Here is a 13,341-nt window from a genome sequence, read left to right on the forward strand (position 1 = left end):
TTAGGAGGTAATCTAGTGCCACAAGAACAATACCAATCCATTATTGAAGCACTGCATGAATGTATGGCTGCATGTAACCACTGTTATAATGCTTGTCTAAGGGAGGAAGATGTCAAGATGATGGCAGAATGTATTCGCTTAGACAGAGAATGTGCAGATATTTGTGCTTATTTGGAACAAGCGATCGCCAGAGGAACACCTTTTATGACTGAATTAGGAAAAGTATGCGCTACAATCTGTGAAGCATGCGGAAATGAGTGCCAAAAACATAAACATGAACATTGCAAGAAATGTGCGGAGGCTTGCTTTACATGTGCAGAAGCTTGCAGAAATCTAGCTGCTTAATGCGGTTATGAGTAAAGTTAAACACATTAAAAGGAAGAGTTCTACAATAGTCAGGAGTAAATATGATCCTGACTTTTTTTGTGAGCAAACAGTATGTTTAAGGGACACTTACCATTTTTTTCGCTTGAAAAATGTTGAGAAAATGGCACATGTCTGTTTTTTATGTGCTTTTTCATAGGATATAGGTACTTCAAATTATTTCAAAAGCAAATATAAATATAATAGTATATATACAATAACGATCTATTTAGGAGTTTTAAGATGGAACTAATTACAGGGAAACTACTCATAATATCTTTATGGACAGCAATATCTTTGTTTAGCACGTTAGTAATTGTTTCAAGATTTTCTACAATGATACAGCAGCCTCTGACAGCGAAACTTATTGCGGATGCACCTGATTTAAACAAGCTGCATTTTATTGAGGAGCAGTATAGAATTTTAATTGGAGTAACATCTATTGGCGTATTGTGCGGAATCCTGCTCTTTCCTACTTTCATCAATATTTTTTCGAGGGCTATAGTCCAATTATCAAATCAACGCGGTTCAGTAATAGCACTCTTTTTAGTTCATTTCATTTAAAGGGCATTAAAAAAGTCATTAGATGTATAAGGATGCCAAGACTAACCTATTTAAAAGGCATTTCTTTAAAGACAATTCCAAAACGCCTTTTTGTTATGAATGTTATTGTTTCTGCTGTATTTACAGTAGGGGTACTTTCTTCTATCTATGCATCAATGTTAGTACCTAAAGATTATGCTCAAGCTGAATTAATGTCTTCAGGAATTATTAATGGTATTGCTACCATTTTATTAACATTGTTTATTGACCCAAAAGCTTCTGTATTGGCTGATCGGGTCATGAAAAAACAATGTGATTATATTTACTTAAAGAGTTACTCACTGACCATGATTAGTTCAAAGTTTTTAGGTACGATTCTAGCACAGCTTTTATTTATCCCAGCTGCTTATTATGTTGCTTGGTTTGCAGAATGGATTTAGTTTTGTGTTCCCATTCGTTTATATACGTTATCCCATTCGTTTAATCCTCTATAAACGGGAACATCAAAACTTTTTTTGATTCACAATACTGGAGCAGAGGGTTCCCTGACAGCGGGACGGGGCTCATCGTATTCATAACCATTTTGGCGGAGGCTTCTGAAACATTCCAAGGCAGATGATGGATATCGCCTCGCAGCACTTTGCCATCTCTGGTTGTAAAAAGACAGTACCTTTCAACCAGCCAATGTTCAAGTGTACCTGGTTCGTAAAGATACGGTTTGGACAAAGGCTTATACACTGCATCAAACTTGCCAAACCCGCCTTCCTCTGAAATCCTGCTATTTGTAAACCGGAATGGTCCGACAGCAGCAAAGACTTTGCCGGAAGCTTTAATTTCGTCAAAATCATTCTCACCTTCAAATGACATCTTTGCATATTTATAAGGCAGTGCAAGCAACCCGTTTGCTGCCAGTACAGCTGGTGCAAGGTTTGCATCAAGCGAAAAGAAGTAAATCCCGTTTCTTCCATTCCTTTTTACATATGTTCGGACATTGAGCTCCAAGTATGTATTAAGGAACGGAATTTCCGGCAGGGCCCGAAATCGTTGGTGTTTAACCTGAAACGGAGAGATGGTAACCCATGCCTGTCCATCCCTGGTATCAAGCTCAAGCTCTGGCGTTACATACTTACGGACGACTTCGGGATCAACAGGCCAATGCATGAACAACAAGTTCTCCCAGGTTTGAGTCATTAACCAGGGAGCGTCTGGAATCGGATAGGGGCGATGTGCGGTCTGCTTAAGTAAATCCTCCATACTAAATACCTCCATACACACTTGCTTACCCTTCTTTTTCCTCTTTTATTCATGGAATCTTTTCAGCGGTTATTTCCCTTTTGCATTTGCTTCAATAGCTAATCTTTAATGATCAGTCCCATTAAAGTTGCAAATTGAATGGCTTGATAGGAAGATACTTTGCACCCTTTTAAATCTTCCATAGAGACAATTAATTCTGCAAACGTCGAGGAACTAATATCTATTCCCTTTAATGATGTTTTTTCAAAATTTGTTCCATCCAGATTACATAATTGAAACTCAACCTTTTTAAATAGGCAATCATAAAAATCTGAACTTTTTAATGAAGTATCTTGAAAAATGACTTTTTCCAGCTTTGAATGTCCAAATGCCGCCATGTTTAAGATGGAATGAAGAAACTGTACATTTCCAAAACGAGATTCTGTAAAATCTACTCCTAATAACTTACAATTTTTAAATACTACTCTGTGAATGGATGACTTATTTAATTTAGCATTAGATAGATCACAATTTTCAAAGCACACATCTGTCAAATCGAGTTTGTTAAAGTCGGTATTAGTGAACCTGCAATTTTTTATCACCATATTAGATAATCGTACTCGATCCAAAACTTCATTTTCAAAAATAGAGTCAATAATTTTACACATTTCTAATTCCGGATCTTCTTCGTAAAAAATATCATGTAAGTTCCTTAGCGGTAGTTCTTCATCAATTCTTGGCGAATCAATTTTCATGCACATCCCTCTCTCTTTAAATAGGATAGTTAGGAGATTCCTAATAGTTTAATAAAAATATAGTGTTAACTATATGAAATAATCGATGATAAAAAAAGACTATTTTTTAAAAGAAACTTATGTACAATGTGGAGTTAGATTATTTATAGAGGTCCTGTTTTATAGCGAACTTCTGTTGCTTCTTTGGTATACTTTACTAGTACCAGGGAATATTTGGTGGAAGGAGTGAGTAACATGTTAATCGGGCATATTAAGGAAATTGTTCGCCATCCTGTGAAGTCTTTTTCCGGAGAGAGTGTGAAGAAAGCAACGATAATGGAATATGGTTTATATGGTGACCGCAGCCATGCCTTTCTAGATGAAACTAGGCAAGGTAAGTTTTTGACGATCACACAATTTCCAGAGATGGTTACATATAAAGCTAGGTTTTCAGATGAGGAATCTATTGAACATTACCCCCAGGTGGAGGTCATAACACCTGAAGGAAAGGTGATGAATTGGGAAGAGGATGAACTGCGTAAAGAAATCGAAGGAAAATCAAAACGAAACATTTCGCTTATTACCTATACTCCTGACCATGTACCTTTAGGGGCAATTGAAGAAGAACATCTTCAATTGGTAACCGATGCTTCATTATTGAAATTAAAGGAAATATGGGGAAAAAGCGATGTCGATTTTAGGCGGTTCCGTCCTAATTTACTCATTTCCTTACAGGAAAAAATTCCGTTTATAGAGGAAGAATGGTTCGGTAAACATATCAGAATCGGGAGTGAAGTAGAAATTCAATTAAAAAGACATTGTGAAAGGTGCATGATTATTACTGTAGATCCTGAAAATGGAGAACGAGATGCTTCCTTGCTTAAAACGGTTGTTAAGGAAAGAAAAAATCATTTTGGCGTTTATGCCTCCGTTATAAAAACCGGTCAAATTCATGTGGGAGATGAAGTGGTTTTGCTTGGATGACGCGTTTAATTAGAAACGCGTCTTTTATTTTGGCTGTTTTCGCAAACTTTGTTGCTATTATTAAGTAGCGGAGTGGTTGATTTCCGCTCCAGATGCTCGCTTTCCGCTGGGCGTACGGTGAGCCTCCTCGGCGTAAATGCCTGTGGGATCTCATCTGTCCCGCTGCTCCCGCAGGAGTCTCGCACTTACGCTCCAATCAACCTTAAATAGTTTCCAGAAAGAACCTATTAAAAGACAACAATCTCATAGAAAATGGTCTTAGATAAATATGTATTCTATGAAAAAAATGTAAAAGCTCAATTCCAGAATTCTTTTTAATAAAGAACCTTTCTCTTATTTTATTGTACCATTTCTAAAAAAGGAAAATCGGGTTTAATAATGAATGTAGATAAAGTAAAAAAGAAAAAAGGAGTTGGTTAGTTGAGAAAAACTGAAATTGTTCCCTGGTCAAAAGAATGGGCCGAATCATACGCTAGTGAAGAGAGGATCCTTAAAGAAGTATTTAGAGATGAATTAGTTGATATTTTTCATATTGGAAGTACCTCTATAAAATCGATAGGGTATGCAAAACCAATAATCGATATTTTACTAGTCGTTAGAAAGATTGAACATGTTGATTTATACAATGAAAAAATGAGATCTTTAGGATATAAACCAAGAGGCGAAAACGGAATATCTGGCAGAAGATACTTTCCTAAAGGGAAAGAGAAAAGAACCCATCATGTACATGTTTTTGAAGCAGATAACGAGAATATAGAAAAACATTTATGTTTTAAACATTTCTTGCTTACCCATCCAGAAGAGGCAAAAAAATATGGTGAATTGAAAATCTTACTGGCAAAACAGTTTCCAAATCATACGCATCAATACCAAAAGGGAAAAGAAGCATTTATGGATGAGCTTGTTGAAAAGTCTCTTAAATGGAGCCATTGTAATAAAAACAAAAAACTTTCTTAAACAATAGCAGGGAACAACCGAAAGGGGGTTCATGATGAAAATACGTTCAGTGCGAGGATCCGACTACTATGCCATTTCCCCGTTAATTAATGTGTGGTGGGGCGGGAGACAGATGTCTGATAAGTTACCGAAATTATTCTTTGACCATTTCACAAATACTAGTTTTGTTGCTGAAAAGGACGGGGAAATAATAGGTTTCCTGATCGGCTTTCTTTCTCAATCTCATCCTCATGAGGCATATATCCACTTTGTAGGAGTTCATCCCGATTATAGAAAACATCATATCGGAAAAACATTATACAACGAGTTTTTTAATGAAGTGAAACAAACCGGCCGGAAAATTGTCCGCTGTGTAACGTCTCCGGTCAACAAAGTGTCGATAGCCTATCATACCAAGATGGGATTTAAGATGGAAGCGGGAGATAAAACAATTGATGGTGTTCCCGTCTTTACTGATTATGATGGTCCAAATCAAGATAGAGTACTGTTTGTGAAGCAGCTGGTTTAATGAAAAATCTTGAATGTTCTTGATTAGGAATTCTTTTAGAAGGGCATTTTTCTTTTAAGAAGGGAATTTTAATTATAAAAGCGAAATCGGATAAAGGTCACTATTTACATTTTTTGGAGGTGTTGCCATGAACATTGCAATAAAGGAATTGCCTGAATGCGAGGTAGCTTTTATTAGGCGTGTTGGAAGTTATTTTGAACCATCAGAAAATCATTGGGGGAAATTGATAAATTGGTCGGTAAGGAATGGACTTTATCCGCCTAAACAAAGTTTCATCGGTATCTCATTAGATAACCCAGATCATGTAGAAGCCCATGATTGCCGTCACGATGCCTGTGTTACGATTCCTGAAGGTTTTGAGAAGGAAAAACATCACCATTCTGGGATTCAATTTAGAAAGCTGGATGGCGGACAGTATGCTTTATATCCATTTTATGATACTCCAGCAAAATTGAATCTGGCGTATCAATATATGTATGGAGAATGGATAGCGAACAGCGATTATCATGCCGATTACGATAGGTTTAATCTTGAATTTAATCTGAATAATCCTGCCGAGGATCCTGAAGGGAAATGCAGGGTTGATTTGTTTGTGCCTATTAAAAAATGAATATCCTAAACTGGCAAAGTGCTTTTGTCTAATAAGGCTTTGCACTAACATATGTAATGTTATTATTAACGGAGAGCGCCTTTACGGGAAAATGTGAGTAGAATGCCTCGTTTTGCAATTATTGAGTTGAACAAACGGGAGGTAAAGATGAAGATCATAGAATTACCAATTGAATTTGAATTTAATGGGCAAAAAAATTTCATTTATCCCAGCTTAATTATATGGAATGATGAACTGACCTTGGTTGATACTGGGTATGCAAATTTTTTACCGTTGATTGAAAAGGAAATTTTAAAAAATGGATATGAAATGAAGAAATTAAAGAATATCATCATTACTCACTATGACGATGATCATATAGGTTCTTTATATGAATTCAAAGAAAAGTATCCTTCGATTAGCATAATAGCCAGTGAAATTGAATCAAAATACATTGGAGGTGAAATGAAGTCAGAAAGATTGGTTCAAGCCGAAGAAATGCTGGAAAATATGCCAAGTGAAGAAATCGAATTTGGTAAATGGTTTATCAAGCAATTACAGAATTTGAAGCATGTTTTAATTGATGAAAAGCTACATGATGGGGATTTGATTTTGGGTAACAAATGTAGAGTAGTAGCAACACCAGGGCATACTTCAGGGCATATTTCCTTATATTTTCCTAGTCTAAAAAGTGTTATAACAGGTGATGCGGCTGTTAAGGAGAATGATCAATTAGTCATTGCTAATCCCCGCTTTTGTTTAAATCTTGAGAAAGCAAAAGAGTCTTTGGCAAAGATCAAACAACTTAAAGCTGAACATTACTATTGTTATCATGGTGGTAAATATTCTTTATGATGAGGAGACTTTAAATGGGACGTACTATTAGCCACGTGCAAATTCCAGTTAAGCACCTTGAGAAGGCAATTGAATGGTATGGAAGGTATTTAGATTGTGAGCTGCTAGCGAAGTTTGACGATTTCGCAATAGTTAGATTTAACGGTGATCACATAAACATTTTTCTGTGGGACATCCGATGATACACATGCGGCATTTACTGTTAACGGACAGGTTTTTCCCACAATTGGTTTCCAAGTGGAAGACATGAATTCTCTTTACAATCTTTTGGCTAAATCTGGAACTCAATTAGGAGATGTTGTTGAAGAGGATGGAAGGAAGTTCTTATAGTTTTTCGATTTATATGGAAATATGCTAGTGGCACATACAGCATAATAATAAATGAAACCGATAGGCTTGTTAAAGTAATTTTCATTGGGTGGATGTAATAAATCTATTTGAAGTTAAGAATGCTATTTTTAGCATTTTTCTATAAAGGGCAGGTAACTAAATTTGATTAATAATTTGAATTATATAAAAGAGATGAGAAAGTATATTGGTCAAGAAACACTTTTAACAGTAGGATGTGGTGTCATTATAGAAGATAACGGTATGATATTGTTACAGCATCGTACAGATGAAGATAATTGGTGTATCCCAGGTGGAATGATGGAAATAGGAGAAACATTCGAGGAAACTGCTAAGAGAGAAGTCTTTGAAGAAACAGGGCTCACAGTAAGTCATTTGGAATTGTTTGAGATCTATTCAGGTGAGCAATGTTTTGTTCAATATCCAAATGGTGACAAGGTATTTAGTGTGCAAGTTATCTTTATATCTAAACAATACAAAGGAAAGTTAAAACAAGTTGATATTGAAAGTAGTGAACACAGGTTTTTCGGGAAGGCTGATTTCCCTGTTCATATAAATCCACGACAAAAAGCGTTTATACATGACTGGGCAGAAGGTAAAGAATTACCAATCATAAAATAGCCTATAACACATTGGACTCTTCTTTACTAATGTCTGCTATGCTTCAATCACGAGGGATCGTTTTTTCTACTATAAGTAGTTTAGAAGGTAGTTCAATATAGAATGCATATCAGAGGAGAGGATGGATATTGAATAGACTAGATTTTATTATTGTCACTATTAAAAAAGACGATTAAGAAGCATGGCAACGATGATCCTTACTTTAGGTCTAGCTTGTTTAATTATTGTTTTATTGATAATGGGAAACCTATTTACATTTACATAAAACGATTATCAAAGTAAGGACTATTTTATATAGATCACTTCTTTTAAAGATGCTGTAGGAGTTGATAAATCAAATATGAACTTAATCATCAGACAAGAAAAAGCAGAAGATTACGAAATAGTTAAAAGTGTCGTAAAGCTTGCATTTGCTGCTGCAGAACACAGTGATAAGAAAGAACATAAGTTAGTATCCCGGATCAGAAAATCCATTGCATTTATTCCAGAATTATCATTAGTGGCATCAGATAAAGATCATAACAGAATTTTGGGACATATTCTTTTATCCAAGATAAACATTTGTAACGATGATCAAATAGTAGAATCACTTTCCCTTGCACCAGTCTCTGTCTTGCCGGAGTATCAAAATAAAGGGATAGGGAGGTTATTAATTACCGAAGCTTTGAAAAAAGCGAAAGAACTTGGTTACAGCTCGGTTGTGGTCTTGGGGCATCCAGAGTATTATCCAAAGTTTGGCTTTAAAAAAGCATCCATATGGGGGATTAAAGCACCCTTTGAAGTTCCGGATGAAGCTTTTATGGCAATAGAATTAAGTGATCATGCTCTTTTTAAGGCTTCAGGGGTAGTTGAATATCCAAGTGTGTTTTTTGAAAGTGACTAAATTTAATTATTAGAAAAGGCCCGTCATTCCGTTATGACGAGCTTTTTAACATCGATTTCTATTAATGATGGAAATTTAATTGATCGGATCTTTTTCAAAGCTCTTATTAAAAATGATGTTCAGCACTGCTTTACCATCATTTGGGCAGCCGCTTGTTAGGTCAGCGGGGAATAGAGAGAAAAACACAAAGTAAACAGAAAAATAAACAAACTGATACAGAAAAATATTAGGGTTAAGGATATTCTGAAGAATTAAGCTGTTAACGAGAATAATGGTGAGAATGTTAAAAATAGAACCGCCCAGATATACAAGAACCCACTTCACTCTGCCATTCCTCTTTTGATGTAATGCTTTATATTTACACCAACCATCAAAGAAATAAACCTTTCTTATATAAAATGGCCCTATTCGGCAAAGCAGATTTCCTGTACCAATATGGATATCCACGTTACAGCCAAAGAGCTTTGCAAAAAAGAGATGGCCAACTTGATGTATAATGGTCACTAGCGGAAATACAAAAAAAAGGGAAAGAAAGAATTTCCCCATGTCGTCAAATCCGAACACGTTAATCATCCTTTTGCATAATGGCCTTAAAATGTACCTTCCCACTATCATTAGAAATAAAACATATAAATAAGATAGATTTTGGATTCTAAACTAAAAGGGCAGCTCCAAATAAACACTGAGATTCTTGGATAATTAGAGAGAGATGGTATTCATATGCTAGTAAACTTGCATTCTTCTTATATATGAAGGTGCCTTTTTCCATTTGCACTAAATAAGTTCTATTAGAAAATTTTTATTTACATTTTCTGGATTGGTGTTATCATCTTTTTAAGAATATAAGAGCACAAGGAGATCATTAATGGATATTATTATTGGCATCATTCTGGGAATCGTTGAAGGATTAACAGAATTTGCTCCGGTATCTTCAACTGGGCATATGATCTTAGTAGGTCATTTATTGGGATTTGATGGAACAGTAAGAGCAACTACTTTTGAGGTAATTGTTCAATTAGGCTCTATTCTTGCCGTAGTTTTCGTTTTTTGGAAACGAATATTAAGTATTCTAGGTTTGTATAAAATGGAAGCCAAAGAACAGGGTGCAGGGAAGCTAAGATATACACATATTTTAATTGGAATTCTGCCGTTTTTTATATTTGGTGCAATCTTTTATGATTTTATAAAAGGTCTATTTTCCCCGCAAATCGTGGTTATTTCACTCATAGCAGGAGGGGTTCTCATGTTAGCTGCAGAGTTTTTACGAACCCCAAAACCGAATGCTATGACATTAGATCAAATTACATATAAACAAGCATTGGGTATGGGATTGTTTCAATGTTTTGCATTAATTCCTGGTTTCTCTAGAATGGGCGCCACCCTTTCTGGCGGGTTGTTAATCGGGATGAATCACAAAACTGCCTCTGAATTTAGCTTTATTATGGCTGTGCCGATCATGGTTGCTGCTTCTGGAAAAGATTTATTAGAGAACTGGAGCCATCTCAGTGTTAGTGATCTCCCATTATTTATTACAGGTTTCTTAACAGCATTTATTGTAGCGTTAATTGCTATTAAGTTTTTCTTAAACTTAATTAATAAGATAAAATTGGTGCCCTTTGCATTATATCGTTTTGTACTCGCAATTTTAGTTTGGATTTTTATTCTCTGAAGGTAATGAATCGAAAGAGTTCTTTGAAAAGGGGATAAATAGATGGAAATGGAACAATTAAAAATTTTTGACGATGACAGAATGCAAATCGGCGTTGCTTCCCGAAAGGATGTACATAGAGTCGGATATTGGCATGAAGCGTTTCATTGCTGGTTCATTACAAATGAAGAAGGAATCGATTCTATTTATTTACAACTGCGCAGCGAAACAAAAAAAGACTATCCCAATTTATTGGATATAACGGCTGCTGGACATTTACTCGCTGATGAAACGGTTAAGGATGGAGTAAGGGAAATAAAAGAAGAAATAGGAATTGATGTTGCTTTTGAAGAATTAGTACCATTAGGAATCATTGATTATTGTGTGATAAAAGATCATTTTATTGATAAGGAATTAGCTAACACTTTTCTATATAAAAGTGATCATACATTCGATGACTTTACACTTCATACTGAAGAAGTTTCAGGTATTATGAAAGCTAAATTCAAGGACTTTACTGATCTTTGGCAAGGTGAAAAAGAAATAATTGAAGTCAGGGGATTTGAAATCAATCATAAAGGCAAAAAGAATGTGCTTGAAGAATATGTAGGAAGGAATAAATTTGTTCCACATCCACCTTCATACTATCAAAAAATAATTGAAAAGATAAACGAACAGATTAAAAAGAAGTAATCATATAAGATTCGGTCTTGCTTTTTGTGGAGGTGAACGTTTTATCGATGAGCATTTTTATGTACATTAGTATTTACTTCATGCCAATCCTAGCAATTATATTTTGTCTTAATCTTGTAGAGATCATAAAAAAAGTAAAGAAAGATCAACCTACCGCGAGTAATACCTTCTGGTTAACAACCTCTTTTCTATTCATTGTATGGAGTATTGCCGTTACAGCTTATTTAAGTGCATAAAATGAATATTACTCGTATGTAAAAAGCTTGGAAAGAGTCTATTAGAAAGAGAATTCTTATTTAGATCATAGATTTGTATAAGGTATGGGCGAAGGAAAAAACGAAATCAGGTGGTGCTAATATGTTGATTAAACCAAAGGGCTTGCAGCCTGGAGATCTTGTTGCGACAGTCAGTCCGTCGTGGGGAGGAGCGGGTGATCCTGAAATAAGATGGCGTTATGAGCAAGGTGTAAAGAGACTAGAAGAAGTATTTGGCCTTATTGTTGTTCCTATGCCGAATAGCTTGAAGGGGGGAGACTATCTTTATCACAACCCTCAAGCCCGTGCAGAAGATTTAATGACGGCCTTTAAAGATAAGAACATTAAGGGGATTTTTGCAAATATTGGCGGGGATGATAGCATTCGCTTACTTCCGTATATTGATTTTGAGGTGATCCGTGCGAATCCGAAAATTTTTGTAGGTTATTCCGATGTGACCATTTCACATTTATTTTGCCATAAAGCAGGGGTTTCCTCCTTTTATGGACCAGCTGTACTAGTTGATTTTGCTGAAAATGTGGAAATGGATCCGTATACGATTGAAATGGTAAAGCGAACATTATTCTCAAATGAAGTTATTGGTGATATTCAACCGGCTAAAGAATGGACGAGTGAGTACTTGGAATGGGATATAGCCAATAAGCACCAAAGACGTAAGATGAAACAGAATGCTGGTTACGAGGTTCTTCAAGGTACCGGTGTCGTAAAAGGGCGTTTAATTGGCGGCTGTATTGAAGTTCTTGAGTTTGCAAAAGGCACGGACATTTGGCCTGATCCTTCTTATTGGGAGGAGAGTATTCTTTTCTTCGAAACATCTGAGGAAAAGCCGGAGCCTAATCTTGTAAAGTATTGGCTGCGAAATTATGCGGCTCAAGGTATTCTGGAAAAAGCAAATGGCATTGTGTTTGGGAAACCACAAGACGAGAAATATTACGATGAATATAAAGAAGTGATCAAAACGGTAATGAAGGAAAACAAGCTGGAAGAAATGCCAATCCTTTATAACTTGAATTTTGGCCATACCGAACCGAAATGTATGTTGCCGTATGGCGTAATAGCAGAAATAAATTGTGAGAAGGGGACTTTTTCTATTTTAGAGAATGGAGTGGAATAGTCGATAAAGGCAGAGGAGTAATCGAATGAATTTGAAACAAAAAGCAATAGACTTAGCAGCAGTTTATAAACAAAACGTTAAAATCGAAGCCATTTTACTAGCTGGATCAGTATCAAGAAATTTGAATGACGAGCATTCAGATATTGAAATACATATTTTGTGGGAGACACCGCCAGAGGATCAAGACCGCCATCTTCCTATTCAATTGGTTGGAGGGTCGATTTTAACCTATCATCCCTATGAGGAGGAAGAGTGGTCTGAATCCTTTCTAACGAAAGAAGGAATGAAAGTGGAAATAAGTAACTTTTTATCCTTTACTGTTGAACGTTTTATAAGTGATGTAGTGGACAGGTTTGAAACGAACTATGATAAGCAATGTGTGGTTGCTTCAATTCATGATGGTGTCATTCTTTACGGGGAAGAACAAATAAAGGAACTTAAAAAGAGAATTTCTGACTATCCTTTAGCACTTTCTAAACAAATGATTTCTGAAAATCTTTGGTTGGGAAATCGTTGGAATAATCGCAATGCCTTATTAAATCGGAAGGATTGGCTTATGCTCTATGAAGTGTTTTGCGAAGTGCAAAAAAAGTTGTTTGGTGTTTTGTTCGGCCTAAATCAAATGTATGTCCACCATCCTGCATTTAAGTGGATGAATAACAATATTGAACAAATGACGATTAAACCTGAAAAGCTCTATGAGCGCATGAGTACTATTCTAATAGATTCTCCAGAAAACAGTGTAAAGGAATTGGAAGCCTTAATTGAAGAAGTACTTGTACTGGTTGAATCTTATATACCTGACTTAAACTTATGTGAGCAAAAGAATCAAATAAGATTTGCAAAATAGTGAAAGGTCAGCGAGGGATTAATTTGGCGAATTCTGAAGAGGGGATTGCGCTTTTTTGAACCTGATGATAATGGGGTTGGTCCATTTACTTATATAAAACTTTACAAAATTTAATATGTATGAGCAACGTTGAGGAAGAATTT

At 35.7% G+C, this 13,341-nt stretch carries 16 protein-coding genes and 1 pseudogene; 14 read left to right on the forward strand and 3 right to left on the reverse strand.

The genetic code is table 11. The features are described from left to right. Positions 1 to 15: 15 nt before the first annotated feature. Together WQ54_RS06650 and WQ54_RS06655 are read left to right on the forward strand one after the other, a co-directional pair. Positions 16 to 345 carry a four-helix bundle copper-binding protein gene (locus WQ54_RS06650; protein WP_156177781.1) on the forward strand — a complete coding sequence of 110 codons (330 nt, stop codon included), beginning with the start codon at positions 16 to 18 and terminating at the stop codon, positions 343 to 345. Positions 346 to 699: 354 nt separating this feature from the next. Next, a pseudogene (locus tag WQ54_RS06655) lies at positions 700 to 1,346 on the forward strand (DUF2837 family protein). Positions 1,347 to 1,386: 40 nt separating this feature from the next. On the opposite strand, the gene WQ54_RS06660 reads toward WQ54_RS06655, so the two are convergent. Both WQ54_RS06660 and WQ54_RS06665 read right to left on the reverse strand, forming a co-directional pair. Further along, positions 1,387 to 2,160: a YqjF family protein gene (locus WQ54_RS06660; protein WP_046513872.1), complete on the reverse strand. Its 774-nt coding sequence runs from the start codon at positions 2,158 to 2,160 to the stop codon at positions 1,387 to 1,389. 98 nt (positions 2,161 to 2,258) lie between these two features. Next, positions 2,259 to 2,894 (reverse strand): pentapeptide repeat-containing protein, encoded by a 636-nt coding sequence (locus WQ54_RS06665; RefSeq protein ID WP_046513875.1) that lies wholly within the window; start codon positions 2,892 to 2,894, stop codon positions 2,259 to 2,261. Between the two features lie 234 nt (positions 2,895 to 3,128). On the opposite strand from WQ54_RS06665, the gene WQ54_RS06670 reads away from it, so the two are divergent. From WQ54_RS06670 to WQ54_RS06700, 8 genes are all read left to right on the forward strand, one after another. Beyond that, entirely contained in the window at positions 3,129 to 3,857 is a 729-nt protein-coding gene (locus WQ54_RS06670; protein WP_046513877.1) for an MOSC domain-containing protein, read from the forward strand. Positions 3,858 to 4,277: 420 nt separating this feature from the next. Then, entirely contained in the window at positions 4,278 to 4,814 is a 537-nt protein-coding gene (locus tag WQ54_RS06675) for a GrpB family protein (protein ID WP_046513879.1), read from the forward strand. Positions 4,815 to 4,848: 34 nt separating this feature from the next. Further along, positions 4,849 to 5,322, forward strand: a complete 474-nt coding sequence (locus WQ54_RS06680) for a GNAT family N-acetyltransferase (protein WP_046513881.1) — start codon at positions 4,849 to 4,851, stop codon at positions 5,320 to 5,322. A 127-nt stretch (positions 5,323 to 5,449) separates the two neighbouring features. Further along, on the forward strand, positions 5,450 to 5,932 hold the full coding sequence (locus tag WQ54_RS06685; RefSeq protein WP_046513883.1) for a GyrI-like domain-containing protein: 483 nt from the start codon (positions 5,450 to 5,452) through the stop codon (positions 5,930 to 5,932). Between the two features lie 147 nt (positions 5,933 to 6,079). Further along, complete coding sequence (locus tag WQ54_RS06690) at positions 6,080 to 6,766, forward strand: MBL fold metallo-hydrolase (protein ID WP_046513885.1); 687 nt, start codon at positions 6,080 to 6,082, stop codon at positions 6,764 to 6,766. A gap of 14 nt (positions 6,767 to 6,780) precedes the next feature. Continuing rightward, positions 6,781 to 6,948, forward strand: a complete 168-nt coding sequence (locus WQ54_RS32460) for a VOC family protein (RefSeq protein WP_084821865.1) — start codon at positions 6,781 to 6,783, stop codon at positions 6,946 to 6,948. A gap of 340 nt (positions 6,949 to 7,288) precedes the next feature. Further along, positions 7,289 to 7,735 carry an NUDIX hydrolase gene (locus tag WQ54_RS06695; RefSeq protein WP_046514149.1) on the forward strand — a complete coding sequence of 149 codons (447 nt, stop codon included), beginning with the start codon at positions 7,289 to 7,291 and terminating at the stop codon, positions 7,733 to 7,735. 340 nt (positions 7,736 to 8,075) lie between these two features. Then, on the forward strand, positions 8,076 to 8,618 hold the full coding sequence (locus WQ54_RS06700; RefSeq protein ID WP_046513888.1) for a GNAT family N-acetyltransferase: 543 nt from the start codon (positions 8,076 to 8,078) through the stop codon (positions 8,616 to 8,618). A gap of 75 nt (positions 8,619 to 8,693) precedes the next feature. Here WQ54_RS06700 and WQ54_RS06705 read toward each other — a convergent pair whose 3' ends face one another. Continuing rightward, entirely contained in the window at positions 8,694 to 9,182 is a 489-nt protein-coding gene (locus WQ54_RS06705) for a membrane protein (protein ID WP_046513892.1), read from the reverse strand. A gap of 301 nt (positions 9,183 to 9,483) precedes the next feature. Between WQ54_RS06705 and bacA the strand changes: the two genes are divergently transcribed. The 4 genes from bacA (at position 9,484) to WQ54_RS06730 (ending at position 13,198) form a co-directional block, all read left to right on the forward strand. Beyond that, the gene (gene bacA, locus WQ54_RS06710; protein ID WP_046513897.1) at positions 9,484 to 10,287 is read left to right on the forward strand and encodes an undecaprenyl-diphosphate phosphatase; all 804 of its coding nucleotides are present in this window, start codon (positions 9,484 to 9,486) and stop codon (positions 10,285 to 10,287) included. Between the two features lie 42 nt (positions 10,288 to 10,329). Continuing rightward, positions 10,330 to 10,959 carry an NUDIX domain-containing protein gene (locus WQ54_RS06715; protein WP_046513899.1) on the forward strand — a complete coding sequence of 210 codons (630 nt, stop codon included), beginning with the start codon at positions 10,330 to 10,332 and terminating at the stop codon, positions 10,957 to 10,959. A 357-nt stretch (positions 10,960 to 11,316) separates the two neighbouring features. Beyond that, positions 11,317 to 12,348: a S66 peptidase family protein gene (locus WQ54_RS06725; RefSeq protein ID WP_046513904.1), complete on the forward strand. Its 1,032-nt coding sequence runs from the start codon at positions 11,317 to 11,319 to the stop codon at positions 12,346 to 12,348. 25 nt (positions 12,349 to 12,373) lie between these two features. Continuing rightward, complete coding sequence (locus WQ54_RS06730) at positions 12,374 to 13,198, forward strand: DUF4037 domain-containing protein (protein WP_046513906.1); 825 nt, start codon at positions 12,374 to 12,376, stop codon at positions 13,196 to 13,198. Positions 13,199 to 13,341 lie beyond the last annotated feature (143 nt).

Source organism: Bacillus sp. SA1-12, from assembly GCF_000981385.1.
Lineage (GTDB): Bacteria > Bacillota > Bacilli > Bacillales > Bacillaceae > Metabacillus.